Below are 23,860 nucleotides of genomic sequence, written 5' to 3' on the forward strand. Positions count from 1 at the left end.
AAAGAATCGAGCGTCCCGCCGACCACACAAGGAGCACCAGCCAATCTCAAGATCGTCTCTCTAGCGCCAAAATCCGGTCCGATCCTCCCCGGAGGCCGGTGCGTCTCCACCGAGCGGCGAGTCCAGGAGCCCCAGCGGCTGGGATTCGCTGTCGGGAGGCGTCCCGCCCGAGGCGCCGTCGTCGACAGGGTCGGGCTGGGTCGGGCGGCTGGTGGGTTCCGGTGAAGGCTCGCCGGTCGGCTCCGAGCTCGGGTTCGGCTCGCTTGTGGGGGTCGTGGTCGGGGTCGGCTCGCCGGTTGAGGTCGGGGTCGGGGTCGGGGTCGGGGCAGAGGTGGGCTCGCTGCTCGGCGTGGGCGGCGGCACAGGCTTGTCGGGCGGCTCGGAAGTCGGCTCGCTAGTCGGCTGAGGCGGCTGCTCGCTCGGGATGGGCTTCGGGTCTTGCGTCGGCAGGCTCGTGGGCTGGTCTGAGGGGGCCGGCGTCGGCTCCTTCGTAGGGGCGCTCGTCGGAGTCTCCTGCGGCGTGGTCGGCTGCGGCGTCGGCTGCGTGGTCGGCAGCGCCACGCTGGTCGCGGTGGGAACCGGCTTCGTGGTGACGGTCGAGGTCGTCGTGGGCGCCGTGGTGGGCGACGACAGCCGGGTCGCCGATGCGGTCGGGACCGTCTGCGTCGGCTGGGGGGTGGCGGCGATGGGGGAAGGCGTGCTCGGCAGGGATGACGCGTCCGGCTCGGCGGGGAACCCACCAGTCGCGGTGGGGTCCGCGGTGGGGTACGACAGCGCCGGGGGTCCGGCCGGTGGCAGGTCGTCCTCGATCGGCGTGTGTGAGGACGGTTCGCCTGCCGGGGCGGTCTTGTCCTGCCAGCCGAGCGCCATGACGAGGGGCTTGGCCGCCTGGCCCACGGCGTCCTCAACGGCCAGCACGGCAGGCGCGCCGGCACCCGCGCCCACCGTGGCGATGGCGACGGTCGCGGCTGGTGCTGAGACACCGGTGGCTGCCTGGACGGTGATGACGGCGCCGCTCATGAACTTCCCGACCGCCGTGGCGACGGGGCCCGCGGCATGCGCGCTTCCGCTCCCGGCCGAGGCGGCTCCGAAGCTAGTCACGCCGACGCCACCCAGCGATTCCATGCCAGGCAGGGGCATGAGGGCGCCGTTGCTCATGAGCGCGGTCTGCACGGCCGTGGTGTAGCTGTCGACGACGGCGCGCACCGCGACGTAGGCGGGGATGGCGGCGGCAGCCGTCCCGGCGAGCCATGTGCGAAGGCGCCGGAAGACGATGGACAGGCGGGCCGCAGAATAGTGGGCCCTTCGCGCGTCTTGAGCTGCGGGGGCGAAGTCGAGGACGTTCCCGCTCGGGTCGCGCGCGTACTCCGCGACCGGCTGGTCGAGAAACGCCGTGCGGTGCTGCTCTTCGGCCGCGGCGTACATCTGGATGATGTTGTTGACGTGCTCGGCGGGCATGGTGTGCTCGTGGGCCCAGCTGCGGGACTTCTTCACGCGGACGCCGATACGGTCGAACGGCATCCGCTGCACCTTGGCCATCCGGTAGACCGCGAGGTCCTTCAGGTGCCGGTAGACCAGCATCCGCGAGTTGTGCTCCTCCATCTCGCGGTCTTCCGCTTGGCGGATGACTTCGTAGAAGGCGAGACCCTCGTTCGGCTGAGGCTCGTTCTGGATTTGCTCGAGCGCTTCCTCATACAGATCAGCCGAAAGCTTCAGGAACAGCTCGCGACTTTCGGGGGAGAGATCCTCGATCAACAGGTAGCTCCGGACATGCGTGAACTGTCGGGGTACACGGGGAAGCACGGTGGCATACGTCGGTTGCCACCTTGGAGTCCATGATCCTTGTGGTTTGCTGGGACTTCTGTCAACTGCTGGGAACCAGGTTGCACCTGGTGTGTACTCTTGGCTCCCAAATGGACGCATAGCGGTATCCGAAGGGAGGCTCAAGGGTGGCGACTCTGGCCGAGAGGCTGGCAGAGGCGTTGCAGGAAAGGGGGTATTCCGATCGCGGCGCAGCTCGGGAGTTACGTCGACGCGGAGCGTCGATCACGCACGCCTACATTGGGCAACTGCGCAAGGGCGACAAGACCAACCCGTCGCTGGAGCACCTGCAGGCGCTAGCCGATCTGCTCGGCACGAGCATCGACTGGCTGACCGGCCGGGACCCAGTCCCAGAGACGGAGGACGACGAGGGCGAACGGCAGCAGCGTGAGGACGTACGGCGGGGCCTGGAGGAACTCGGCGTGACGAACATCGCGCAGAGGATGAACGGCTTGTCACCGCTGTCGCTGTCTGCGGTTGCGCAGATGGTGGAGGCGATGCGCGCGGCCGAATCCCTTGACGAGGAAGACGATTTCGAGAACCTCTGACACGAACCTGACTGGAAGGGCGGGTAGTCTGTCCGGGCCCTGCCCCAACCTCTGACACGAACCTGACTGGAAGGGCGGGTAGTCTGTCCGGGCCCTGCCCCGGAAAGGTCATCTTGCGTGCCCTCCCCTGACCTGGTTGCCGCCTGTGAGGCTGCGCCTATCCCCCAGCCGTTCACGCTGGCCGAGTTTCTCCGGCGAATCCGTCGCTCGCGAGGACGGCCGCTCCACGTCCACCGGATGCCCGCCGAGGCATCCGGGGCGGTGACCGGGCTGTGGTTCGCCACCAGGAAGGCTGACCACCTGTTCTACGCGCCCGGCGCGGCCGGGGTCCTGCTGACCAACATCCTGTTACACGAGATCGCCCACATGCTGCTCGGCCACGGCGACGTCGGCGGCGACGCCGAACGCGCCCTGCGAATCCTGGTAGAGCCCATCGTTGAAGCCTTCGAGGCGCGGCGGTTCAAGGCGCGCGCCCGATACGACACGCTCGAGGAGCGGGAAGCCGAGAAACTGGCCACGCTGCTGCTGGTGCGGGCGAGCGAACGCCGAGACGACGGTGACGACGAGGGTCTGCGGATGCTGAGCCGCACATTCGGATACGAGAGGTAACCTCCCGAATGACCCTTGTCGATTGGATCGCGCTCATCCTGCTGTGGGGCGCCGCGATCTCCCGAATCCGCCCGGCCATGACCTCCTACTCTCAGAGGATGCTGTGGGCGGCGTTCACGGCCCTGGCCTTATCCAGGGTGTTCACCGCTGCCCCGATCGTGGCCTGGCTCGACGCGACGACCGGCATGGAGGTGGCCACCCTGGCCCGCCACATCACCGGCCTCGCATCCGCGACCTGCCTCCTCGCCTACGTGGAGGTCATCACCCGCCGCGACCTTCCCTCTCGCGCCCGCTGGATCTGGCCCACCGCCCTCATTGTGATCAGCGTCCTGACCACCATGTTCATCCTGCGAGGCGGCCGAATCTACTGGGTGGACGGCGCCCACGCCCCCGCCGGCGGCACGTCGACCGCGGGCCGCGCCTACCTTGCCGTGTTCGACGGCTGGCTCATCATCTGCCTCGCCGCGGCCGGGGTGATGTTCGCCCGGTTCCTGCGGGTCGCGCCACCGCTCCTGCGCGTCGGCCTGGCCCTGTCCACGATGGGCATGGCGGCCGGGGTCATCAACCGTGGCCAGGTGATGGTGGTGAACGTCGCCCACCTGATCAACCCGGACACCACGTGGCGGGAGTGGTCTGTGCTGGGCCGGACGACCTTCCTGCTGTGCATCGTCGGTATCACGGCGGGAACCTCCATCCCGGCCTACCGGGCGCTGAAGGCTCGCATGCGGCTTGCCCGCGATCTGTCGGAGCTGCGGCCCCTATGGCAGGCACTCGTCGACCAGTACCCCGGCATCTCGCTCGGTATGAAGGGCACCCTCGGCGCTCGCCGGGTACGGCGCGTCCTCGAAATCCGCGACGGCATGCTGTCTCTCACCTCCGTCGAGGCGCCGCCGGCCACAGAGGAGCCGCGCGAGGTGGCCGCGTGGGTCGCCGAGGCGCTGGCCGTCGCCCGTGCGGGTCGCGCCCCGGGTGTTCCTTCTGGGAAGATCCCTGGGCCCGATTTCGCCGGTGATGTGGAGAAGGAGACGGTATGGCTGCGCGCGGTGGCGGCACAGTTCAAGCTGGAGAGAGCCGCGCAGCGCGTGCGGTGACGGAGGTGTTCGCACCCGCGCATCTGGTGATCGGGTTGCCGCTCGCGGTGGGCGGGGTCTCGTCGGGCTGGTCGGGGCTCGGCTGGGGTGCTCTCGCGGCCGCCCTGTGCGGCGGCGTCCCCGCGGGGGTGATCGCTCTCGGGGTGAAGTCGGGCCGGTTCGGGAATCGGCATATCACCACCAGGTCGGAGCGGCCGAAGCTGGTGGCTGTCATCGTGGCCCTGGTGGTGGCCGCGCTCGTGCTCCTGGCCGTGCTGGGTGCCCCCAGTGTGATGGTGGCGTGTGTGGCGATCATGCTGGCGACGCTGGCGGTGGTCGGCCCGATCACCCTGGTGTGGAAGATCAGTTTCCACACGGCGGTCGCGGCCGGCTCCGTGGTGATGCTCGCCGCGGTGCTCCCGGCCGTACCGGTGTGGGTGGTCGGCGGGCTGGTGGTGGCCGCGATCGGCTGGTCGCGGGTAACGATCAACGATCACACGGTGGGCCAGGTCGTAGCGGGGAGTGTGGCGGGGGCGGCGGCCACGGCGGCGACGCTCGCGGTCCTCTTCTGAGCACCTCCAACTCGATGATCTTGGAGGCTACTATCCGCGGGCTGATCTTCTGTATCGTGGATATCGAGCAGGTCGAGGCCGCCCGAATTCGGGCGGTCGGGGGCCGTGCTCACGACCATGGCTGAGCTCGTCGAGGCCCTGGCCGTACATGCATTTCGACGCTCACCTGGACCCCGCTGTATGGGCAGACTCGCGCAGTGCGCGAGCACGCGGTTCCCGCGTGCTAAGACGGGCCAGCTCCCCTCGAGTACCCCAGAAAGGGGTCAAGGTGAGCAGCAACTCTCAGGACAGGTCCGCGCCCGTCGAGCGTCGGCAGGACCCGGCCGTCACGGTGGCCATCGCCGAGGCAGTGTCCTCGATCTTCCTCATGATCCGCTACCTCCTGCGCGTGGCGTTGACGGTGTACCTCGTCGAGCAGGGGATCGACCCGACGCTCCTGGTATCGCTGCTGACGGCCAAGTAGCGATCGACGGCGCCATCAAGCCGCTGTTGCCTACAGATTCATAGCGCACTTGTCGCTCAGGTCTGGGAGCGACACGCCCGAACGCGTAAGTGTGACGTACATCACGTGCTGCGCGTGCTCGGCAGGGCCGGGGCGATCCCCACCTACGGGAACAAGGAGAGGATAAGGAACTCTTCCCTGGTGGGCCGCCTTGTCACGCATCGCCGAGACCATGGAGCTGCATAAGGACCTGGAGAGAAGCTTCCCTGACTGCCGCCTTCACCGAAGCCGTAGAACAGGGTCGAATTCGAGCAGCTGGATCTGTCGACGGGCATCGCTACGATTGCCTAATCGAAGAAAGGCCCGAACCGTTGGCGCGGCTCGAGCCCCTTCGGTGCTCTACGCCGGGTCTGGCCCTGACATTTAAAGCACCTGTACATCCCTCTCGTGCAGCGTACCCAGGTTCAGGGACGCGTCGCAACGACCTTCAGGCCCGGCGCCATCTGCCCATGCCTGAGTTCCTGGAGGTCAACATGGCAACAGAGCCGCCCCCCGGCCCATCTGGACGGGGTCCTGACGAGTCCGATGAGGGAATCAAGATCTCGTCCAGGGCCCTTGGCATCCTGGTGAAGGGTGCCGTCGCGATCGTCATCGTGGTCGGACTGATCCAGCTGGGAGCCGATCCCATGTTCCTGCCGGGGATCCTGAAGGCGCTCAAGCTCTGAACCCGTGGCTGGTGGCCCGCTCTCCCGAGTGGGGGGCGGGCCACCAAACGGAATGTCACGCCCGGATTCCGAGCTCTCGTTCGAGCTCGGCGATCCGGGCGTCACGGGCGGCCAGCTCGGCGCGGATCTGCTTGTCCGTCTTGGGCAGGCTTCCCGTGACGAGGACGACGAGCAGCGCGAGCGGCCACACTAAGCCGAGCAAGAAGCCGATGACCTTGACCACGAAATCTCCGACACGGTCGTCGTGCTCGACCAGGTCGTCGAGGAGCATCACGGTGGCTTTGCGCGCAGTGATGATGTACCCGCTCGCGTAGACGACGGCGATGATCCAGCCGGTCACAGTTCTCCCGCCGTTCGCGCAGTGGTTTTGTCGACGGTGCCGGTGACGAGCAGCCCGCGGTCTGCCTGGAATCGGCGTGTGGCCTCCGCCGTGGTGGGCTCGTACCGGCCGTCGACGGCGACCTGGTAGCCGAGCTCGCGCAGGCGGGCCTGCCAGGCTGCGACGTCAGGGCCGCGCATGACCTGCCTGCTCTTGACGTAGACGAGGGTCCGCGACCAGGTGGCGGGGGCGCTGGTGGCCATTGTGGAGGGTTCTCCCATCGTGGGTTGAAGGCGCGAAGGGGATTAGGAGCAGATACGCCAGGTGTTGGGGCCGACGATCCCGTCAGGGACTTCGCCAGTTGCTCGCTGGAGGACGATGGTGGCGGCGCGGGTCATCTTGCCGAAGACGCCGTCGACTTCGACGGTGTAGCCCTTCCGCTTGAGCATGCGCTGCCAGTCGGCGACGTCCTGGCCGCGCATGAGGGCGTCGGGCTTGTATGCGAGGTAGCGGCCGGGCCAGGCGCCGGGCTTACCCGCGGGCTTGGTGGGCTTGGACTGACCGCCGCTGTTGCCTGCCGGCTCTCCCCCTGGGCGCGGCGCTCCGTCCTTGATCCAGTCGTAGAGCGGCTGTCCCGGACAGGTGGTGGAGAAGCCGTCGCGGTGGCCGCGGATCTCGCCTCCAGCGCGGCCGTGCTGGCGCAGGTAGTCGATCGCGTCGCGGATGCCGTGCATGACGCCGTTGTTGGGGCGGGTGAAGCCGGAGGAGCCGACGAGGGCGAGCACGCTGTAGTGCTGGCTGTTGAGGCCGGCGCCGTTGGCGGCCGTCAGCTTGTGGGGTCCGCGCCCCTCGAACACCTTGCGGTGGGGGCAGGCGGCCAGGCTGTAGGCGAAGTCCATCCAGCCGTTGCCGTCCATGTGGTGCTTCTGGAAGCCCTGGACGAGGCGGACGCACACGGCGTGGTCCTGGACGATCGAGGCGGGGACGACTCCGCCTGTGTAGTGGACTTTGACGCCTCGGGTGGAGTTGATCGGGGTGTAGGCGCCTGCGGGGCGGCGGGCGTTCCAGTCTCTGCGGGTGATCAGGTCGATGGCCATGCTGTCCCTCCCGTGCCGCTCCAGGTCGGTGGGGAGGATGCCGGGTTCCGGCGTTTACGTCGCCTCGGCCGTTTCTCGGGGCCGTGAACGCGGCGAGCGCCCGCCGTGCAGGGCGGGCGCTTGGGGGCTTCTCTGGGGCGGCTATCGCTTGGCGGCGAGGTCGGCCTTGGAGGTGAGGGGGGCGGTCCCCAGGATGGTGAGGCCGCGCTCGCGGGCGAGGGTCTCCAGCTCGGCGAGACCCTTCACGGTGTAGACGTGGCCGATCACCTCATGGTGCCCGGCCGGGTTGGCGGTGATGAGCACCCACTTGCCGCCTCCTTCCCCCGGCGCGGGGGCGGCCTCCGCGACGGCGGGCGGCTGGGCGGGGAGCAGGTCGGCGGGGCATCCGAGTGCGGCGGCGTGCGGGGCGCACAGGCCGTACCGCCAAGGCCCTGCGGGTGTGGTCTCGTTGACGGCGGCGATGACCGAGTCGCTGGTGCATGCGGTGGGGGTGGTGTGACTGCACTGCCAGCCGCCGCGCTCGTAGGGGCGGAGTGGGGCGAAGCGGGTGATGGTGGTCATGGTCAGGCTCCGATCCGTGTGCGCTTGATGTCGATGACGGTCCTGCAGGAGCAGCACATGTAGATGCCGTCCCGGTTGGTGCCGGGGGGCAGGGTGATCGTGGGCTCGTTGGGGGCGTACTCGAAGCCGGAGCCCTCGGGGGTGTTGTTGCACGGCCGGGCGCACTTCAGGGCGTCCCACTGGTCGATGACCACGGTGGGGTAGGCGCGCCGCTCGCTGATCTCGTGGACGCGTGTGGGGATGACGATCTCGGGGGTGCTCATGGTGGTCTTTCGGATGAGTTTGGGAGGGGGTGTGGGCCCCCGCCCGGTGTGGGCGGGGGTGGGGTGGTTCAGAGGCGGCGCATGGTGTCGACGAAGTCGGTGGCGGTGGGCGCGTTCGTCTTGCCGCTGGTGATCTCCAGGACGTGCAGGGTGTTCATGCGCGCCCGGTGGCGGGCCAGGCCCTCCAGCTGGACGACGTTGGCGAACCGCCAGGAGTCGGGCAGGTCGTCGGCGCGGACGAGTTCGCCGATGATGGGCGCGTCGTCGGGCTGCTGTGTAGAGCAGAAGGGGTGGCAGTCCTCGCTCTCCTGGGCTCCGCAGTCCGCGCAGCCAGCCAGGTCGGGGTAGGCGTCGGCGTAGCGGGTGCGGGCGGTGTCGAGGATGTGGGTGAAGCGGGGGTTGTTGTCGCCGTAGGCGGGGGTGGTGAGCCAGGCGCGCAGGCTGCTGACCGACACCATGGGGGTGAGGTGGGCGGGGAATCCGGCGGCGATGGCGGTGGCCACGATGCTGGTGTCGGTGAGGTAGTCGAGCCAGGCGCGGGCGATGCGGCCGAGCTCCTTGATTTCGGGCAGTTCGTGGCCGGTGGGGAGTCCGGCGAGGGTTGCGCCGGTGAGGTAGGCGTCGCGGGCGTCGCGGAGGTACTTGGCCAGCATGGGGTAGCGGGCGGCGACCATGGGGACGACTTCGGCCTTGGCCTGGTATTCGCGGCCGTTGGAGACGGCGGCGGCGATCTTGTTGAGGGTGCTGGTCATGGGGGCCTCCTGGGGCTGGTTGGTGGTGGCGGAGGGGACCGCAACCCCTCCATATAACACTTTAAACTGTATGGGTTGTTTACTTTCTTGGCAAGTGGATGGGGCTCTTCATCCCTGCCCGCGCCGCTCACGAGCGGCGCGGGCGCGAGGGTTATTCGGGGCAGTGGGGGCAGATCTCCGGCTCGTCGCCCTCGGGGCTGAGGTAGACGTTCACTCCCGCCTCGGCGCAGACGAACGCGACGGGGTCGGCCTGGCAGCAGCCGGTGTAGGCGCTCCCGTCGAGGTTCTCGTGGAGGGTCGGGTGGCGTAGGCCGCAGGTCGGGCAGGCAGGGTCGGCGTGGGGCGTGAACGGGGGCTCGCAGCGGCGCACGCGTGTCGGGAGGGTGGGGGTCTGGGGCATGGCGAGTGTCACCGGGGGGTCCTTGCTGGAGGGGATTCCTGGGGCTTGTGGTGCGCGGGGCGGGCGGCCCGCATGCTGCCCGCCCCGTGCGTTTGCGGCTAATGGGTGCCGCAGTCCTCACAGACGGCGATGACCTCGCCGCTGTAGCTGTGAGACACCGTGTCGGCGGTGACCCTGGCGTGGCACACCTCGCAGAGGCGGATCTCACCGGTGGCGATGGCCTCGTCGATCAGGAGCAGGAGTTCGCCGTCCATGGCGACGGCGGCCTCGACCCATCCGAGGTCGGCGAGCAGGTCGGCGGCGAGCTGGGCGGCGTGGCCGGTGAGGATAGCGGCGACCGTGGGGGCGACGGGGGCGGCCGGCGACTTGGCGAGGGTGAGCATGGTGTCCTCCTGGTGGTTGGGCTGGGGGACCGCAACCCCCCTGTCGCACACTTAAAAGTGTAGGGCATGTTTACTATCGCGTCTATCCAGGGGGAAACTTCCCTTGAGAGGGCGCGGTCGCGCCGATATCAGTCCGCTGACCTGCGGAGACATGTCCACGCGGCGCGCCGTTTGGATTCGGAGATCCCCCGGTTGCCATGTAAGTAAACATGCCCTACAGTTTTAGGTGTGAGTCGGGGGGTTGCGGTCCCCCCGACCACACCAACCCAGGAAGGACCACCATGGTCTCCATCAGGGCCTACGCCCTCACGGGCATCGTCGCCCTCGCGGCGCTGCTCACCCCCGCCACCGCCCACGCGGGCGACAACGGCACCATCACCTCCCCCAGCGGCGGCGACACCGTCAAGGCGGGCACGGCCATCACCGTGACCGCCGACGTGGCCAACGTCTGCGACGCCCGCGTCACCATCACCCCGCCGAGCGGCGGCAAGGTCACCGTGGCCACCGCGCCCGCCGACCCGACGTGCCAGCCGACCAGCCTCGCGGGCACCTACACGCCCACCACGGCGGGCAGCTACACGCTCACCCTCGCCGCTGGGAAGGGTGCCGAGATCGACTCGGTGACCTTCACGGCAACCGCGCCGCCCTCCCCCACGCCCACGGCGACCAGCTCGGCCCCCGAGCCGTCCCCCACCGCGTCGGCCATCCCGACCGCGAGCGACACCCCGACCCCCTCGGCCAGCGCGACCCGCACGCCGACCGTGGTCGTCACCCGGATTCCGCTCAAGAAGACCAACACGGGCAAGGCGACGGCCACCCCGACCGTCAAGCCCGTCAAGGCTCAGCCGGTGCCCACGATCACCGTGACGGCCACCGCGCCCGCTCCCGCCGTCGTGGTCGCTCCCCCCGCCCCCGCACCGGTGGTGGCCGCCCCGACCGCCGTGCCGGACACGGAGGTGAGCATGGAGCCGGTGATCGCGCCCGTGGCGAGCACCTCGCCGACCGCGTCGGCGGGCGCGTCGGTCGACCCGATCGCGATGCGGACGGTCGGTGACGCGAGCGGCACGGGTGCGGCGTTCAGCGCGATCGGGAACGTGGTTCTGCCCATCGTGGGCATCACCGCCCTGGTGGTCGCGCTGCTGGTGGCCCGCCGCCCGGCTGGACGCCACGGCGACAAGGAGTAACACCCCCTCGGGTGGCCCCGGCTCCAGAGCCGGGGCACCCTCACGCGCCTCGCGTCGCATGCCCGCACTACTTTGCCCTGGTACGACCCGGGTGGAGGGCCAAGTGGGTGGGCGGAGACAGCGCGGGGGAGCCGTCGAAGACAACCCGGATTGAAGAAGATCAACCTGCGGGGGCGTCTGGCCACTGCTGGGCGGGTGGACTGTTTGGGCCGTTTGCCGAATTCCGTGATCCTGGGGAGGGATATCGTTGGTGGGTCGCCCGCACAGGGAGTACGACGCCGCGTCGTGTGTTCACCCTGTAGGGCACGCCCGAAATTGGGTGACCAGCAGCAACACCACGGCCTTCGGGTCGCCCCCTTTTGACGAGCAAGGACACCCCCCGACTGATGGCAGTGACCCAGCAAGAGATCGAGAACCGGTTGTGGGATGCCGCCGACGAGCTGCGCGTGGCGATGCCCGAAGCGCAATACTCCTCCGTCGTCTTCCCGCTGATGTTCTGGAAGTACCTGTCGGACACCTGGGAGCACCAGCACGAGGAGTTCCTGGCCGACAACGAGGGCCTGGACGACCTGTCCGCCGAGGAAGCCCACGAGATCGAGTACCGCGACTACCAGTCGTTCGAGATCCCGTTCATCCACCCCGGTACCGTCCAGCAGCGTCGCGCCTCCTGGACGTCCATCCTCGCCACCATCACCCAGCCCGGCCTCGGCCAGCGCGTCCGCGCCTCCCTGCAGGCCATCGAGACGGCCAACCCTGACAAGTTCTCCCGCCTGTTCGGGTCCATGACCTGGACCTCCGAAGAGGTGCTGTCGGGGGAGGTGTTGGCGGCGGTCATGCAGGCGATGGACCGCACCCCGAAGATGCACGAGGGCAACATGTCCCACGACGTTCTCGGTGGGGCGTACGAGTACCTGCTGAAGCGGTTCTCCGACGGGTCCGGTACCCGAGCCGGCCAGTTCTTCACCCCGCGCGAGGTCGTCGAGCTGATCGTCGAGGTCCTGGACCCCAAGGGCTTCGAGTCGGTGTACGACCCGACCTGTGGGTCGGGCGGCATGCTCATCGCCTCCGCGAACCTTCTGAAGGCCCGCGGCGGGCGTGGCTACACACTCAGCCTGTACGGGCAGGAGGCCGTACTGGACACCGCGGGTGTGGCCCGCATGAACCTCTTCATGCACAACCTCACCCAGTTCAAGGTCGAGGTCGGCGACACCCTGAAGGACCCGCGCTTCAAGAAGCCGGACGGGTCCGTCGCGCAGTTCGATGTGATCGTCGCCAACCCGCCCTACAGCCTGAAGTGGAAGCCCTGGAGCAATGACCCGCGCGCCCTCGGTGGTGTTGCCCCGCAGTCGTCGGCTGACTGGGCGTTCGTGCAGCATATGATCGCCAGCATGGGCCCGAAGAAGGGGCGCGCCGGCGTCGTCCTGCCGCACGGCGTCCTCTTCCGTGGCGGCCAGGAAGCAGCTATCCGCCAGCGCGTCCTGGACGATGACCTGCTCGAAGCGGTCATCGGCCTGCCTGCCAACCTCTTCTACAACACCAGCATCCCCACGGCGATCCTGGTGTTCCGTGCACCCGGCACCAAGGCCCCGGAGCGGCAGGGCGGCGTGCTGGTCATCGACGCCTCCAAGCGGTTCACCAAGGCCAAGAATCGCAACATCATCACCGACGCCGACATCGCCGACGTCGTGACCGCCTACCACTCGAAATTCGACGCTGACGGCAACCCTGTGGACCCCGACGGGGAAGGCGGACTCTCGGCGCGATTCGTCCCCACCACGGAGATCGCGGCGAACGGGTACGACCTCAACATCGGCCGCTACATCAAGCAGGCTGTCGCCGAGCAGGAAGACCTCGGCACCCTCATCGCCGCCTACAACATCGCCCGAGCAGAGCGCCAGAAGACCGAACAGCGCATGCTCGCTCTCCTCTCCGCCGCAGGGATCGAGGGCTTCGATGAGTGACTGGCAGCAGATTGCCCTCGGTGATCTGCTGACCCGTGTGCGCCGCAAGGTGGCCGTGGAGGATGGCGTCGCCTACCCCGCAGTCAGTGTTCAGATGTACGGGCGCGGCCTCGGTGAGAAGGAGGCATTCGTCGGCGGTGTCTCGAAGTACACGACGCTGAACACGGTGCGAGAGAACGACGTCGTGCTCCGCACGATCACGGCGTTCGAGGCCCCTGCAGGCGTCGCGCGGGCGGAGCATGACGGCACCCACGTCTCCGGTGTGTTCATCACCTACGAGGTGGACCAGAGAGCTCTCCCGGAGTTCCTGGGGCTGTACTTCCAGACGCCAGTGTTCTGGGACGAGATGCACAACCGTGCCTCGGGAACGGTCTTGCGCCGCAAGACAATCTCTGACGCCTCGTTCTGTGCCATCCCGTTCGTTTTGCCTCCGCTGCCGACACAGGAGCGAATCGTCGAGGTGATCGGCGCGGTCGATGACCAGATCACCGCACTCGACGCCGAGGCGGGGGCGCTGACAGCGGTTCTGCGTCGCCGACGAGCCGACCTCGTCACCGACGACTCGGTTGAAGCCGTGAGGGCCGAGCATGCCTTCGACTTCTCCACCGGCGTGCGCCGGACACCCGACAGGGCGACCGGCCCGTATATGACGCCCTACCTCCGTTCCGCGAACGTCGGCTACGGGACGCTCGACCTGTCCGACGTGCTGGAGATGAACTACGACCCAGTGGAGCGCAAGAAGTTCGGCCTCCATTACGGCGACGTCGTGGTGTCCGAGGGCAGCGCAAGCGCGAATGCGGTCGGGATGCCCGCCATGTGGCGAGACGAGCTGCCAGGGCCTGTCTGCACCCAGATGACCCTGCTCCGTCTCCGGGCGCTGGAAGGGGTCTGCATTCCTGAGTTCGTCTTCCACTGGTGCATGTGGGCCTACGAGTCCAGGGCCTTCCTCGACGTCGCGGGTGGCACCAACATCAAGCACATCAGCGCCAAGCGGGCGAAGGGCATGGCTGTGCGCTTACCGTCAATCGACCGCCAACGCGAGATGGCGGTGGAACTTGACGCGATGGAGTCTGCGTTGAAGGCGACCCGCGGGGAGGCCGCCCGTCTCCGTGAAGTCCGGGCGGGGCTGCTGGCGGGGCTGCTGGACCGCACCATCGACATCGAGCCCGCCGAGTTGGAGGGCTGAGCCGTGGCGAAGGGCATTCGAGAGCGTGAGTTCCAGAACCTGATGATCCGGTGGTCCCTCCCCATGGGCTGGGACTTCACAGCGGGCAGGTCGCTGCCGCGCGAGACGACGCAGACGGTGGTCACCGACCAACTGCAGAACGCCATCGTCCGGCTCAACCCTGGAGTGATCGACGGGTTCGACGTGGACGCGGTGGTCGAAGAGATCGTCGCCACGGTCAACGCCGTCGAAGGCGGGCTGGTGCGGGCCAACGAGCAGATGCTGCGCCTGCTGCGCGGGCGCAAGGAGTTCCGGGACGCCGACGGCGCGTGGCACGCCCTGAAGGTAATCGACTTCGAGCATCCGAACGCTAACACGCTGGTCGTGTCGGACGAGGTGACCATCACCGTCCCCGGCAAGACCTCCCGCCGATTCGACCTCGTGTACTGGGTCAACGGGCTGCCCCTGGTGGTGGTCGAGGTGAAGTCACCGACCGCGAAGTCCGGGTGGGCGGACGCCGCCCGTGAGATCAACGACGTGTACGCCACCGAGTACCCGTGGTTTTTCACCCCCAACATCTTTGCCGTCGCCTCCGACGGGCTGAAGCTGCGGTTCGGTGCCGCCGGCGCACCCACGAACATGTGGCAGCCGTTCCGGTCTACCGCTGACGACGAGAACCTGTCCGGGCAGGCCGACGTGCAGCGCTCCGTCGAGCTGCTGCTCCACCCGGCCACCGTCTTGGACATGCTCGCCAACTTCGCCCTGTTCGACACCTCCGGGGGCGGGGTGGACAAGAAGTACCTGCCCCGCTACCCGCAGATGGAAGCCGCCCACCTGATCCACGAACGGGTCCTGGAGGGCGGGTCGAAGGGCCTAATCTGGCATCACCAAGGCAGCGGGAAGACGCTGCTGATGGTGTTCGCCGCCTCGCTGCTGCTGGCCGACACCCGCACCGAGTCGCCCACGATCATCCTGCTCTCGGACCGGACCCAGCTCGTCCGGCAGACCTCCGGGGTGTTCACCTCCGCGATGGGGGGCGCCTACTTCCACCAGCCCGCCACCAGCCAGGAGTTACGTTCCCTGCTGGCCGACGACGTGCGCGGCGTCATCTCCACGACCGTCCACAAGTTCGCCGACGCCGGCAAGAACCTGTCGACCCGGAGCAATATCATCGTGCTGGTCGACGAGGCACACCGCACCCAGTCCGCCAGGTCGAAGTCCCTGGCCGGCCAGATGCGCGCAGCGTTGCCGCACGCGAAGTTCTTCGGCATGACCGGCACCCCCGTCAGAAACCTCGCCACCGACACCTTCGCCCTCTTCGGCGAGGAGAGCGACCCGGGCAGAGTGCTGCACCGGTACTCAGTGTCCCGATCTCTGCTGGACGGGGCGACCGTCCCGGTCATGCTGGACCCGCACCCAGTCGCCTTCGAGGTAAACGACCAGGCGTTGCAGGCCGAGTTCGACCAGTTCGCCGACGACTTCGACCTCGACGATCCCGACCGTGAGGCCCTGTCCCGCAAGTTCGGGCGTCTCACCTCGGTGTTCGCCAACCCCGACCGCATCCACGCGGTATGCCAGGACATCGTGGACCACTACCTGGCCGGCGCCTACCGCAACGGCCTCAAGGCCCAGGTCGTCGCCTACAACCGTGAGCTGGCCGTGACATACACGGACAAGATCAACGAGCTGCTGGCCGGCTTCGAGGCGTCACAGGTGCTCGCCGAGGTCGGCAAGCATGACCGGATCACCGCCGAGGTGAACATCTCTGTCTCCGACTCCAAGGACGAAGACCCGGCCATGCGGCCGTTCCAGCTCTCGGAGGCCGAGGAGGAGGAGCAGAAGCGGCGGTTCCTCGCCCCGGACGACCCGTTGTGCTTCCTGGTGGTGACCGCCAAGCTGATGACTGGTTTCGACGCCCCCAACGAGGGCGTCCTCTACCTGGACAAGCCGCTGAAGGCCCACACCTTGTTCCAGACGATCACCCGCCCGAACCGCACCTGGGTGTCCCCGACCGGGTTCGTGAAGACCTCCGGCGTGGTCGTGGACTACATCGGCCTGGCCGAAGAGGTCCAGCGGGCCGTCGTCGACCCCGCCTCGCCAGGGGCCGGCAAGGGTGGCGGGTTCGTCACCGACCTGTCCGAGCTGGTCACCGAGTTTCGCACCACCTTCGCCCGCATCGAAGACCTTCTCGCGGACGTGGACGACCTGGACCTCACGGTTCACGGATACGAGTCCGTGCGAGCCATCAACGTCTTCCTGGACGCCAACCCCGGCGCCGCCGAGGTGTTCACCAAGGACTACCGGCTCCTGGCCCGCCTGTACCCGCTCATCAACACCGACAAGCGGGTCGCCAAGTACCGAGACGGCTTCGGGCTGTTCGGGTCCGTGTACACGACCCTGTTCAAGAAGTCCTCCGATGAGGAGAGGAAGGAGCGGCTGAGCGAGCTCGGGCCGATGGTCCTGGAGATCATCAATGCCCACGTCCACTCCTTCTCCGCGGTCGCCTCCCAGGAGGAGGCCCTTGTCCTGGACGCCCAGGGCATCGCCATCCTCAAGGAACTGCTGGCACTTGTCCGCCCCAATCCCGACAAGAGCGACGGCGAGGACAAGACGCCGCCGTCCGCGGCGGAGATCCTGGACCACATCAAGGCCAGCCTCGAAAAGGGCGTCGAACCGGGCTCCGCGAAGTACACCGCTCTCGCGGAGCGGATCAAGCTGCTGCGGGACCGGATTATCCAAAACGCCCAGGACGCCTTGGAGTTCTTGTCCGAAGCACTCCGGATCGCTCGCGCCATCGTGGACGCCGAGAAGCACCCCTATGAAGCCGTCGTCGTGCTGGACGACGACCACGTGGGTGTCCTGTCGCGGATCATCCATGACCACGCACCGCCCGGACTGACAGTCACGGAGAGGAATCTCGCTGAGGAGATCGACCAGGTGGTCACCCGCACCCTCGCCCGGTCATGGGACAACGCCGACGCTCGCAACCGAGGCGTCCGTCGCGCCACCGCCGCGGTCTTCCGCCGGTACGTGTTGAAGCCGGTGGGAGAGCCGTATGACTCCACCGTCGCCTACATCGAAGCCCACTACCTAGTTGACTGACGAACGGAGGCCCGGCAGCCGGTGGCGACTGCCGGGCCTCGTCGCGCTGCTCGGACCCTGATCTATCCCCTGATCAACACCTGCCGGCGAGCCAGCACTCCAGTGCGGCTTTGTGATCTATCCAGTGGGTTCGTCGGCGGACCGTTGTCGGTGGTACTGCGGCGGGCTGTCGCCTACCGCTGTCGGCGCCAGTTGAACCAGCGCAGCAGCCTGACCGCGGTCACGAGCGGGGGGTGAATACGGCGGTGAGCAGGAGGCGGATCTGCCGCTCCTGCGGATCACTCCACCGCGCCGAAGTGCTGGAACAAGTCGCTACATAGCAGCGCGGCCGTCTCCACAAGGGCGACGCCTCCATCGGCGAGGTCCTCCAGCAGTAGTGCGCTACCCGTCCTCGGAGTGCTCGGCACGCAGTGTCTCCCAGGAACGGAAAACTTTCTCTCACAACCAGAAGGTTCTGCGAGGCGGCGCTCACGCAGAGCCGCTTTGCTCCTGGCGACGCCGACCCGAAGTGGAGGGCCCACTTGCCGGGAAAGTAAACAAGCCCTACACTTTTAAGTGTGAGGCAGGGGGTTGCGGTCCCCCAGCCCCGGAAGCCCCAGGAGGCACACATGATCACCAGCCGGATGCAGGCCCAAGAGCTCGCCGAAGACCTGCACATCGCCGTCGCCCTCGGCGAGTACTCCGCCGAGAACGCGCTCCGCGCCCTCGACATCCTCACCGCCTTCGACGACGTCGAGCAGATCCGCATCTACCGGGCCGCCGACCCCATGGGGCAGGCCAACTCGTGGACCCGCCTGGAGGACGGCACCATCCGCCCCTCCTGGGGCACCGCCCGCCAGATCTGGGACTACCAGCACGGGACCAAGAAGGGCGCCAAGGTCCTGCCCGACCTGATCGCCAAGTGGGGCTACACCCTCGCCCACTTCGCCCAGTAGCCACCCCACGGCCCGCCCCGACCGGGGCGGGCCACCCTCCCCCTGAAACGGACCTTCTGATGGACTACCGCATTGACCCCGCTCTGAGCCCCGAGCAGTTCCGGGCGGCCTATCGCCGCGCCGAGCAGGCCGACCGTCTCGGCTGGACCACCCAGCAGGCCCATGCCATCCGGCTCGCGGCCACCGGCGACCTCCACCGCGACGCGCGCGGCTTCTACCAGACCGGCGTTCGCGCCCCACGCGGCCGAGCAGTCGCCCGCGACCGCGTCCGCGCCCTGGCCGCCGCCGGGTTCCTGACCGAGTCAGAGTCGGGTGTGACCTTGACCGAGGACGGGAAGACCGCGCTGGCCGTGTGGGAGGAGTTCCAGCCCGCCCCGGCCGTCGAGGAGGCCGAGCAGGTGGCCCCGCTGTACGGCGGGCACGAAGCACGCCGCCGCCGCCAGACATGGGAGACGGCCATGGAGCGCAACCAGGCCGACCTCCGAGCGCGCACGGAGACGACGCTGGCGCGGCTGGAAGCCACTGAGAAGGCCGAGCGGGAACGGCGGCAGCAGCAGTACGCGAGCAGGTCCACGAGCGTCTGGGACGCGATCAACAGGCCTGCCCCCGCCTACACCTACGAGAGCGACGGCACCGTCACCCTCGACGGCATGGACGTCACCCGGTACGACGCCAAGACCGTGAGCAAAGCCGCGCCCGCCGAGCTTGTCCCGGCCACCCCGCACGTCGCCCCGCGCCGTCTCCCCCTGAGGCCAGCCCGCCGCGTCGCCGAGCACGGCCCCGCGCCCCGCCGCCCCAGATGGCCCCGCCCGGTGGGCACACGTGCGGCCATCCAGCGGCTCGACCGCGCCCGGCGCGGCCGCCCTCCCCGCTCGGCCTTGACCCACTGACCGACAGGGTGCGGGACTGAGCCGCACGGCTGTACCGGCCAATGGCCCGAACCCACCAAGGTTCGGGCCTTTCTCGCGTTCTCAGGCGGATCCGCCACTGCCGGGTCTAACATGGGCGCCTTCCACCAAGAACGGCAAGCACTCATATCCGCGAAGAGAAAGGCACACCGTCAGTGTTTCGCCAAGAGTGGTGGATGCATGTCTCCTGAACGCGGCGCCCTGATCGCCCTCTCCGTCGTCACGGCCACCAGCATCGCGACCGCGCTTCTACTCGCGGACGGCTCGACGTGGCCCGGCGCGCTCCTCGGCGGACTCGCCGCTGGCGGCTGCACCCTGTGGGGGCTACTCGGCTGGTTCGGCCGGCACCCATGAACACCGATCAGCCGTGGGACTGGCGTCCGGCATGTCGAAGGTGCGCACGTGCCCGTCGAAGGTGCGCACCTCCACCTCGCCCGACAGGCGCCGCTCCACCACGGCCAGGCGCTGCTCCATCGCGGCCAGCTGCGCCTCGACCAGCTCCGCGCGCTCCAGCGCCCGAACGGCGAACTTCTCGACGCGCGCCCGCGCGCTGCTCGGCGTCGCCTCCTCCGGGGCGGGGGCGTCGAGCCACGGATGCGACTGCGTGAACCGGCCCGCGAGGCGACGGCCCGAGGGGTGCCGGCGCATGGCTGCCCGGCGTTCCGACTCCGGGTGCACGAAATCCGCTGTCGGCTCAAACGGCGGGTTCGCCGCCTGATCCGCAGCAGGCGCCCCGCCGTACGGCCAGCGCGCGCCGTACGGGCCCGACTCGACCACCCGCCCGTCACGTTCCGTGCCCACCTCTCCCGAACCGCCCGGCCCATGACTACCCACCGTGCTCCTCCCCCGAATCCGGCTGAGCCCCGGCATGGGCAGCAGCCTCAGCGGCCCGACGCTCCCGAGCCTTCCGCACCCGCTCCATCACGCTCTCCACCACATCGTTCTGATGGGACAACTCCACCGGCCGCCCCTCCGGACCCGACAGCTCGATCGCCTTCACCGGCCGCCACTCCTCCGGCTCCATCCGCGCCATCAGCTCCAACGCCACCTTCCCGTTCGGCGGCGTCACCTGCGTCTCCTCCGACCCGTCAGGCCGGACCGTCCGCTTGACCTCCACCCCGCCCACCGCATCCTGAAACGCGGCGTTGAACAGGTCCCCGATCACCTTCGTACGCGCGCGCGTACACCTGTCCGAAAAGTCCGCGAAGAGGTCGGGGGCGTCGTCGGCTTCTCCTTGGGCGATCCAGTCGTGGAGGGCTGTGCGGCTGACTCCGCAGAGGGCGGCTGTTCGGCGTACGGAGTTGCCTGCTTCGAAGGCTTGGACGATCTTGTCTGCGAGTTCGGGGGTGAGTTTGGTTCGGCGTCCCATGGGGTTCTCTCCCCTCTCTGTGTGCGGGTGCTTGGGCGGCTACTGGGCTGGGGTGCCGATGGCCTGGATGTGGTCGAGGAGTGCCTTGCGGTGGATGATGAAGGCACGTCCTACGGTGCGGCCTGCGAGCTGCTTGGCCTTGATCATGTCGCGGATGCGCTGCTCGGGGACGTTGAGGATGGCGGCGGCTTCGCTGACGGTGAGGTCGTGGGTGGGGACTCGGCGGCGCATGGTGTTGATGAGTGCGGTCCGGTTGCTGTCGCTGTACCAGCGGTGGGTGGGGCTGCCGCTGGTGGTTGTGCGGAAGATTCGGTGGGCGGCTTCGAGGTCTTGGAGTGCGCGTCGGGTGCGGTAGGCGTTGTGGCCGGTGATGGCGGCGAGGTCGCTCACGGTGGTGCCGGCCGCTCCGGCGCTGTTGATCTGGTTGTAGATGTGCTCGCTGTCGTTAGCGATCTGTGTGGGGGCGCGGTGGATGCGCTGCTCGGCGGTGAGGGGGTTCAGTTCTGTCTGGATGCCTGTCCGGGTGGCGGTGTCGGCCGGAGGGATAGCGGCGAGGCCGTGGGCGGCGTTGCGGGCGGCTTGGCCGAGTTGGTCGGCGAGGGTGGCGATGCTGGTGAGGGCGTCTTTGGCGGTGATGAGCTCGTTGACGGAGGACATGGAGGTCATGCCGGTCATGGGTGTCTCTTCCTCTGTTCGGGGGGCTACTTGGGGGTGCTGCCGATGAGGGCGGCGTACTCCTGGTCGAGGTGGGCGTCGACCGCGGTGATGACTCGCTCGGTCTGGTTGGCGAGCAGGAGCGCCATGTCGGCGTATCCGGGCGCGGGGTGCGGGTCGGTGTTGTGCCAGGTGGCTGAGGAGCGGTCGGTTTCGTGGACGGTCACAGAGGCGACGTAGACGTCGGCGCGTGAGCTCGCTTCGGTGAGCCAGCCGTGCGCCTTGTGGGCCAGGAGCTGGGCGACGCCTTCGACGGTTGGCCATGCGACGTCGGGGAAGTCGCGGCCGAACACGAACAGGCGCTGGCCTCGCTCGGCGAAAGCGGCGGCCAGAGGAGTGAAGGCGTAGGCGCCGGGGGCTCCGTCCACCTCCTTGCCGCCGAGCAGGGGCGCCGTTGACGGGGCGCCGTCGAGGTCGAGGAGAGGGATGAGGTTGTCGCCGGCGCCGAGCATGAGGGCGTGGTCGAGGTTGTTGTCGATCCAGGTGGTCATGGGCTTCTTGAGGGCGGCGAAGTCGACGAGGATGCCGTCCGCGCTGAGGGAGGGCGCGGCGATGGTGATGGAGACGCGCCAGGTGTGGCCGTGCAGGCTGGAGCACTTCCCTCCGAGGTGGGGGAGGGAGTGGGCGGCGTGCCAGGTGTGGTTGATGGTCTGGGTGAACACGGCCTTGTCGTCGTCCTCTGGAGTGCGTTGGGGTGTCGGGCGGCAGAGTGTGGCAGGTTCGTCCGTTAACGTCTTGCGACGCGGGTGTGGGGGTGCTGCCTGCTGGTGTGCGGGGCTGGCGGCCGGTCTGCGAGGAGGACGCCGTCTGCGCTGTGGAAGAGGATGCGCAGGATGAACAGGGCGGCGAGCGTCCACGCGGAGATGGCGAGGGCGAGGCTGCTGGTGGTGAGCGCGGCCCAGGCGAGGACGGCGATGGTGAGGACGCGGCCGGTCTGCTGGACGAGGACGGCGCAGCCTCGCATGCCGGGGTCGGTGTTGTTCATGCGCGCGGCTCGGCGGCGTCGGCCGGCTGCTCGAGGGTCGGCTCGACGGTGGTGGGGGTGAACCAGCGTCCGGCCGCGGCGGCGGGCTCGGCGTGCGCGGTGGAGCGGTCGACGACCAGTTGGTCGTAGATCGGGGTGGCGTTCATGCCGGGCTGAGTACCACGCCCGTTTGTTAACGTCGCGTTGCCCTGGTCAGGGGTGCGGCGTGCCTAGTCGACGGGGGTTTTGCGGGGGCGGCCGCGCTTGGCCTGGCCGTCGTGGTGGCCGTCGATGGGGCAGTCGCAGGGGAGCCAGATGTCGTCCGGGTCGCAGTCGGGGTCGGGGTTGAGTCTGCGGCCGCGGCATGCGTCGTGCTGGCCGGTGGCGCAGGCGTATGACCAGGCGGCGAGGGCTTCGCTGGTGTACCCGGGGGGCGGGACGATGGAGGCGTTCGCGGAGACCATGGGACCAGGATCGCATGGAGACGCACATTAGACCGTCATTAGAACTTAGTTTCGATTTCTCTTAGGCGGTCTTGCGAGCACTCACTACGGCTAGCAATATAAGCATCGATATCTTTATCTATATCTTTTCCGCAGGCAGTGGCCCTATCTTCCCTCCAGCATTTGCGCTTTCAATAAGAGGGTGGATTTAGAAGTGTTTCGCTAAGGCGGCTTAGCGAACCCCCTGTCGCGTAATACGTTGCGCAATGCGTCTTACGGTTCCCGCAGGTCACAGGGGGGATTTCTGCCGTTCTGGTTGCGCGGGCGGCGGGGGGCGCTACGCTTCTATCTCACCAGCGAAAGGGCCCGATCTGCTGGCCGGCAGATCGGGCCCCAACTGGATATCAGCCCGGCGAATGACCAGGGCGGACAGCCAGCGAGCAAGGCATCTTGCTCGACATTCCTAGGGCGAGTGTATCGCTTCGCTGGTGAAGTCTCCCAGGTCACGGGCCTATTCATCCGATTCGGGCGTGATCTACAGAGAGGAACTTCCTCGTGGAGCCTTGCGTATCAGTGTCCTTCCGCGCGCCACGCGCGGTGGGGGTCGTGGTGCTCATCCTGATCGTGGTCGTCGTGCTCGTGCAGCACGGCGCCACCTTCACCTTGAGCATCTAGCGTCACCGGCGAGGCGGTCGCGTAGACCGCCTCGCCGAGCATGTCGATCTGGCCGGGCACGTCCTGGCGGCGGGGGCGGCCGAGCCGTACCGGGTGGCCGGTACGGCTCGGCCACCCTTTGCCGCACTTGCCCCCCGCACGTAGACGAAGCGAGGCCGGGTCCCAGATGCGGCGCCCGCACATGGTGCAACGCGCCCACGGGCGGCGCCTGGCCGGCTCCTCCTCGACGGGCTCCTGGTCCAGGAGGAGGAACTCGCCCTCGGTCTCGGGCTCAGTCACGGGCGGCCGTCCTCGCAGCGGGGAGGGGCTCGTTGATGCGTCGGGCCATGGTCAGGGCGGCGGACCAGTCGTGGCGGATCCGGTCGTGGTCGTCGGCCACGACGCGGCGGCGGTCGGGTCCGGTGAGGCCAGTTCCGGCGTACCGCTCGAACGCGCCGTGGTCTTCCATGTCGTCGGCGGCTTGGTCGAGCCATTCGGCTATGGGTTCGGCCATGTCGGGGCTGGTGAGGACGATCCACGCGGCCGCGCGGGAGTCGAGCATCCCGGTGAAGAAGTTCGCCTCGTACATGGCGTCTTCGTGGGTGTGGGTGAGCTGGTCGTGGGCGACGGCTGCCTCTCCGGTCCCGATGTAGGCGGGGCCGGTCATCGACCCCCATGGGCTGTCGGTGGCGACAGGCGGCCGGGTGGGGTCGGGCTTCTTGTTGGGGACGAGGTACCAGGGGTCCCACTCGTCTCCGCGGCCGGTCATGGTGGCGGCGCGGGCGGCGGCGGCGCGCTCGCGCCAGGTGGTGATGGCGGCGCGCACCTCGTCGGCCGGGCTGAGGGGGATGGTCGGTGTGGTCACGGTGTCTCCTCGGGTGGGCCCCGCCCGAGGGGCG

At 68.4% G+C, this 23,860-nt stretch carries 32 protein-coding genes; 13 read left to right on the top strand and 19 right to left on the bottom strand.

What is annotated here, in order from left to right:
- Positions 1-60: 60 nt before the first annotated feature.
- Positions 61-1,602 carry a hypothetical protein gene (locus tag ABFX50_RS40810; protein WP_346154388.1) on the bottom strand — a complete coding sequence of 514 codons (1,542 nt, stop codon included), beginning with the start codon at positions 1,600-1,602 and terminating at the stop codon, positions 61-63.
- Positions 1,603-1,949: 347 nt separating this feature from the next.
- Between ABFX50_RS40810 and ABFX50_RS40815 the strand changes: the two genes are divergently transcribed.
- From ABFX50_RS40815 to ABFX50_RS40840, 6 genes are all read left to right on the top strand, one after another.
- On the top strand, positions 1,950-2,369 hold the full coding sequence (locus ABFX50_RS40815; RefSeq protein WP_346154390.1) for a helix-turn-helix domain-containing protein: 420 nt from the start codon (positions 1,950-1,952) through the stop codon (positions 2,367-2,369).
- Positions 2,370-2,606: 237 nt separating this feature from the next.
- Positions 2,607-2,978, top strand: a complete 372-nt coding sequence (locus ABFX50_RS40820; RefSeq protein WP_192781514.1) for a hypothetical protein — start codon at positions 2,607-2,609, stop codon at positions 2,976-2,978.
- 8 nt (positions 2,979-2,986) lie between these two features.
- Positions 2,987-4,069, top strand: coding sequence for an MAB_1171c family putative transporter (locus tag ABFX50_RS40825; protein WP_346154391.1), 1,083 nt, complete (start codon positions 2,987-2,989; stop codon positions 4,067-4,069).
- Between the two features lie 5 nt (positions 4,070-4,074).
- Complete coding sequence (locus ABFX50_RS40830) at positions 4,075-4,620, top strand: hypothetical protein (RefSeq protein WP_346154393.1); 546 nt, start codon at positions 4,075-4,077, stop codon at positions 4,618-4,620.
- Positions 4,621-4,888: 268 nt separating this feature from the next.
- Positions 4,889-5,083: a hypothetical protein gene (locus ABFX50_RS40835; RefSeq protein ID WP_346154395.1), complete on the top strand. Its 195-nt coding sequence runs from the start codon at positions 4,889-4,891 to the stop codon at positions 5,081-5,083.
- Positions 5,084-5,571: 488 nt separating this feature from the next.
- Positions 5,572-5,787, top strand: coding sequence for a hypothetical protein (locus tag ABFX50_RS40840; protein WP_346154396.1), 216 nt, complete (start codon positions 5,572-5,574; stop codon positions 5,785-5,787).
- 55 nt (positions 5,788-5,842) lie between these two features.
- On the opposite strand, the gene ABFX50_RS40845 is transcribed toward ABFX50_RS40840, so the two are convergent.
- The 8 genes from ABFX50_RS40845 to ABFX50_RS40880 form a co-directional block, all read right to left on the bottom strand.
- On the bottom strand, positions 5,843-6,127 hold the full coding sequence (locus ABFX50_RS40845; RefSeq protein ID WP_346154398.1) for a hypothetical protein: 285 nt from the start codon (positions 6,125-6,127) through the stop codon (positions 5,843-5,845).
- On the bottom strand, positions 6,124-6,369 hold the full coding sequence (locus tag ABFX50_RS40850; protein ID WP_346154400.1) for a peptidoglycan-binding domain-containing protein: 246 nt from the start codon (positions 6,367-6,369) through the stop codon (positions 6,124-6,126). The genes ABFX50_RS40845 and ABFX50_RS40850 overlap by 4 nt, the downstream gene beginning before the upstream one ends.
- A 42-nt stretch (positions 6,370-6,411) precedes the next feature.
- Positions 6,412-7,203 carry a peptidoglycan recognition protein family protein gene (locus ABFX50_RS40855; protein ID WP_346154402.1) on the bottom strand — a complete coding sequence of 264 codons (792 nt, stop codon included), beginning with the start codon at positions 7,201-7,203 and terminating at the stop codon, positions 6,412-6,414.
- A 141-nt stretch (positions 7,204-7,344) separates the two neighbouring features.
- Positions 7,345-7,764 carry a hypothetical protein gene (locus ABFX50_RS40860; protein WP_346154404.1) on the bottom strand — a complete coding sequence of 140 codons (420 nt, stop codon included), beginning with the start codon at positions 7,762-7,764 and terminating at the stop codon, positions 7,345-7,347.
- A 2-nt stretch (positions 7,765-7,766) separates the two neighbouring features.
- Positions 7,767-8,027 (bottom strand): hypothetical protein, encoded by a 261-nt coding sequence (locus tag ABFX50_RS40865; RefSeq protein WP_346154406.1) that lies wholly within the window; start codon positions 8,025-8,027, stop codon positions 7,767-7,769.
- 68 nt (positions 8,028-8,095) lie between these two features.
- Positions 8,096-8,779 (bottom strand): hypothetical protein, encoded by a 684-nt coding sequence (locus ABFX50_RS40870; RefSeq protein ID WP_346154408.1) that lies wholly within the window; start codon positions 8,777-8,779, stop codon positions 8,096-8,098.
- Positions 8,780-8,930: 151 nt separating this feature from the next.
- Positions 8,931-9,191: a hypothetical protein gene (locus tag ABFX50_RS40875; protein WP_346154410.1), complete on the bottom strand. Its 261-nt coding sequence runs from the start codon at positions 9,189-9,191 to the stop codon at positions 8,931-8,933.
- Between the two features lie 86 nt (positions 9,192-9,277).
- On the bottom strand, positions 9,278-9,562 hold the full coding sequence (locus tag ABFX50_RS40880; protein WP_346154412.1) for a hypothetical protein: 285 nt from the start codon (positions 9,560-9,562) through the stop codon (positions 9,278-9,280).
- A gap of 281 nt (positions 9,563-9,843) precedes the next feature.
- Here ABFX50_RS40880 and ABFX50_RS40885 point away from each other — a divergent pair, with 281 nt between their 5' ends.
- The 4 genes from ABFX50_RS40885 (at position 9,844) to ABFX50_RS40900 (ending at position 16,974) form a co-directional block, all read left to right on the top strand.
- Positions 9,844-10,746 carry a hypothetical protein gene (locus tag ABFX50_RS40885; RefSeq protein WP_346154414.1) on the top strand — a complete coding sequence of 301 codons (903 nt, stop codon included), beginning with the start codon at positions 9,844-9,846 and terminating at the stop codon, positions 10,744-10,746.
- A 386-nt stretch (positions 10,747-11,132) separates the two neighbouring features.
- Positions 11,133-12,707, top strand: coding sequence for a type I restriction-modification system subunit M (locus ABFX50_RS40890; protein ID WP_346154415.1), 1,575 nt, complete (start codon positions 11,133-11,135; stop codon positions 12,705-12,707).
- Complete coding sequence (locus tag ABFX50_RS40895; protein WP_346154416.1) at positions 12,700-13,893, top strand: restriction endonuclease subunit S; 1,194 nt, start codon at positions 12,700-12,702, stop codon at positions 13,891-13,893. Before ABFX50_RS40890 ends, ABFX50_RS40895 begins: the two co-directional genes overlap by 8 nt.
- Positions 13,894-13,896: 3 nt before the next feature.
- On the top strand, positions 13,897-16,974 hold the full coding sequence (locus ABFX50_RS40900) for a type I restriction endonuclease subunit R (RefSeq protein ID WP_346154418.1): 3,078 nt from the start codon (positions 13,897-13,899) through the stop codon (positions 16,972-16,974).
- A gap of 278 nt (positions 16,975-17,252) precedes the next feature.
- Here ABFX50_RS40900 and ABFX50_RS40905 read toward each other — a convergent pair whose 3' ends face one another.
- Positions 17,253-17,381, bottom strand: a complete 129-nt coding sequence (locus ABFX50_RS40905) for a hypothetical protein (protein WP_346154420.1) — start codon at positions 17,379-17,381, stop codon at positions 17,253-17,255.
- A 201-nt stretch (positions 17,382-17,582) separates the two neighbouring features.
- Here ABFX50_RS40905 and ABFX50_RS40910 point away from each other — a divergent pair, with 201 nt between their 5' ends.
- The 3 genes from ABFX50_RS40910 to ABFX50_RS40920 all read left to right on the top strand — a co-directional run bounded on the left by ABFX50_RS40910 (position 17,583) and on the right by ABFX50_RS40920 (position 19,171).
- Complete coding sequence (locus ABFX50_RS40910; RefSeq protein WP_346154421.1) at positions 17,583-17,909, top strand: hypothetical protein; 327 nt, start codon at positions 17,583-17,585, stop codon at positions 17,907-17,909.
- A 59-nt stretch (positions 17,910-17,968) separates the two neighbouring features.
- Positions 17,969-18,799 (top strand): hypothetical protein, encoded by an 831-nt coding sequence (locus ABFX50_RS40915; protein ID WP_346154423.1) that lies wholly within the window; start codon positions 17,969-17,971, stop codon positions 18,797-18,799.
- A 198-nt stretch (positions 18,800-18,997) separates the two neighbouring features.
- Positions 18,998-19,171: a hypothetical protein gene (locus tag ABFX50_RS40920; RefSeq protein ID WP_346154425.1), complete on the top strand. Its 174-nt coding sequence runs from the start codon at positions 18,998-19,000 to the stop codon at positions 19,169-19,171.
- Here ABFX50_RS40920 and ABFX50_RS40925 read toward each other — a convergent pair.
- The 9 genes from ABFX50_RS40925 to ABFX50_RS40965 all read right to left on the bottom strand — a co-directional run bounded on the left by ABFX50_RS40925 (position 19,142) and on the right by ABFX50_RS40965 (position 23,826).
- Entirely contained in the window at positions 19,142-19,618 is a 477-nt protein-coding gene (locus tag ABFX50_RS40925) for a hypothetical protein (protein WP_346154427.1), read from the bottom strand. The two genes, ABFX50_RS40920 and ABFX50_RS40925, sit on opposite strands and share 30 nt — an antisense overlap.
- A 25-nt stretch (positions 19,619-19,643) precedes the next feature.
- Positions 19,644-20,186: a hypothetical protein gene (locus ABFX50_RS40930; protein WP_346154429.1), complete on the bottom strand. Its 543-nt coding sequence runs from the start codon at positions 20,184-20,186 to the stop codon at positions 19,644-19,646.
- A gap of 39 nt (positions 20,187-20,225) precedes the next feature.
- Positions 20,226-20,861: a helix-turn-helix domain-containing protein gene (locus tag ABFX50_RS40935; protein WP_346154430.1), complete on the bottom strand. Its 636-nt coding sequence runs from the start codon at positions 20,859-20,861 to the stop codon at positions 20,226-20,228.
- Positions 20,862-20,887: 26 nt separating this feature from the next.
- Complete coding sequence (locus ABFX50_RS40940) at positions 20,888-21,562, bottom strand: 6-pyruvoyl trahydropterin synthase family protein (protein ID WP_346154432.1); 675 nt, start codon at positions 21,560-21,562, stop codon at positions 20,888-20,890.
- 65 nt (positions 21,563-21,627) lie between these two features.
- Positions 21,628-21,885 (bottom strand): hypothetical protein, encoded by a 258-nt coding sequence (locus tag ABFX50_RS40945; RefSeq protein WP_346154434.1) that lies wholly within the window; start codon positions 21,883-21,885, stop codon positions 21,628-21,630.
- Positions 21,882-22,031, bottom strand: coding sequence for a hypothetical protein (locus ABFX50_RS40950; protein WP_346154436.1), 150 nt, complete (start codon positions 22,029-22,031; stop codon positions 21,882-21,884). The genes ABFX50_RS40945 and ABFX50_RS40950 overlap by 4 nt, the downstream gene beginning before the upstream one ends.
- Before the next feature lie 63 nt (positions 22,032-22,094).
- A complete protein-coding gene (locus ABFX50_RS40955; protein ID WP_346154438.1) occupies positions 22,095-22,328 on the bottom strand; it encodes a hypothetical protein in 234 nt (77 codons plus the stop codon).
- A gap of 549 nt (positions 22,329-22,877) precedes the next feature.
- On the bottom strand, positions 22,878-23,261 hold the full coding sequence (locus ABFX50_RS40960) for a hypothetical protein (RefSeq protein WP_346154439.1): 384 nt from the start codon (positions 23,259-23,261) through the stop codon (positions 22,878-22,880).
- Positions 23,254-23,826: a hypothetical protein gene (locus tag ABFX50_RS40965; protein ID WP_346154441.1), complete on the bottom strand. Its 573-nt coding sequence runs from the start codon at positions 23,824-23,826 to the stop codon at positions 23,254-23,256. The genes ABFX50_RS40960 and ABFX50_RS40965 overlap by 8 nt, the downstream gene beginning before the upstream one ends.
- Between the last annotated feature and the right edge of the window lie 34 nt (positions 23,827-23,860).

It is taken from the genome of Nonomuraea recticatena (genome assembly GCF_039533245.1).
In the GTDB taxonomy this organism is placed as follows: Bacteria; Actinomycetota; Actinomycetes; order Streptosporangiales; family Streptosporangiaceae; genus Nonomuraea; species Nonomuraea roseola.

Bases quoted from the DNA above. Each gene is read 5' to 3' on its own strand.
- ABFX50_RS40880 (WP_346154412.1), bottom strand. From the start codon at position 9,562: ATGCTCACCCTCGCCAAGTCGCCGGCCGCCCCCGTCGCCCCCACGGTC.
- ABFX50_RS40890 (WP_346154415.1), top strand. From the start codon at position 11,133: ATGGCAGTGACCCAGCAAGAGATCGAGAACCGGTTGTGGGATGCCGCC.
- ABFX50_RS40840 (WP_346154396.1), top strand. From the start codon at position 5,572: ATGCCTGAGTTCCTGGAGGTCAACATGGCAACAGAGCCGCCCCCCGGC.
- ABFX50_RS40895 (WP_346154416.1), top strand. From the start codon at position 12,700: ATGAGTGACTGGCAGCAGATTGCCCTCGGTGATCTGCTGACCCGTGTG.
- ABFX50_RS40950 (WP_346154436.1), bottom strand. From the start codon at position 22,031: ATGAACGCCACCCCGATCTACGACCAACTGGTCGTCGACCGCTCCACC.
- ABFX50_RS40820 (WP_192781514.1), top strand. From the start codon at position 2,607: ATGCCCGCCGAGGCATCCGGGGCGGTGACCGGGCTGTGGTTCGCCACC.
- ABFX50_RS40810 (WP_346154388.1), bottom strand. From the start codon at position 1,602: ATGGAGGAGCACAACTCGCGGATGCTGGTCTACCGGCACCTGAAGGAC.
- ABFX50_RS40910 (WP_346154421.1), top strand. From the start codon at position 17,583: ATGATCACCAGCCGGATGCAGGCCCAAGAGCTCGCCGAAGACCTGCAC.
- ABFX50_RS40930 (WP_346154429.1), bottom strand. From the start codon at position 20,186: ATGGGACGCCGAACCAAACTCACCCCCGAACTCGCAGACAAGATCGTC.
- ABFX50_RS40885 (WP_346154414.1), top strand. From the start codon at position 9,844: ATGGTCTCCATCAGGGCCTACGCCCTCACGGGCATCGTCGCCCTCGCG.
- ABFX50_RS40920 (WP_346154425.1), top strand. From the start codon at position 18,998: ATGTCTCCTGAACGCGGCGCCCTGATCGCCCTCTCCGTCGTCACGGCC.
- ABFX50_RS40945 (WP_346154434.1), bottom strand. From the start codon at position 21,885: ATGAACAACACCGACCCCGGCATGCGAGGCTGCGCCGTCCTCGTCCAG.
- ABFX50_RS40850 (WP_346154400.1), bottom strand. From the start codon at position 6,369: ATGGCCACCAGCGCCCCCGCCACCTGGTCGCGGACCCTCGTCTACGTC.
- ABFX50_RS40955 (WP_346154438.1), bottom strand. From the start codon at position 22,328: ATGGTCTCCGCGAACGCCTCCATCGTCCCGCCCCCCGGGTACACCAGC.
- ABFX50_RS40935 (WP_346154430.1), bottom strand. From the start codon at position 20,861: ATGACCGGCATGACCTCCATGTCCTCCGTCAACGAGCTCATCACCGCC.
- ABFX50_RS40860 (WP_346154404.1), bottom strand. From the start codon at position 7,764: ATGACCACCATCACCCGCTTCGCCCCACTCCGCCCCTACGAGCGCGGC.
- ABFX50_RS40870 (WP_346154408.1), bottom strand. From the start codon at position 8,779: ATGACCAGCACCCTCAACAAGATCGCCGCCGCCGTCTCCAACGGCCGC.
- ABFX50_RS40855 (WP_346154402.1), bottom strand. From the start codon at position 7,203: ATGGCCATCGACCTGATCACCCGCAGAGACTGGAACGCCCGCCGCCCC.
- ABFX50_RS40915 (WP_346154423.1), top strand. From the start codon at position 17,969: ATGGACTACCGCATTGACCCCGCTCTGAGCCCCGAGCAGTTCCGGGCG.
- ABFX50_RS40865 (WP_346154406.1), bottom strand. From the start codon at position 8,027: ATGAGCACCCCCGAGATCGTCATCCCCACACGCGTCCACGAGATCAGC.
- ABFX50_RS40825 (WP_346154391.1), top strand. From the start codon at position 2,987: ATGACCCTTGTCGATTGGATCGCGCTCATCCTGCTGTGGGGCGCCGCG.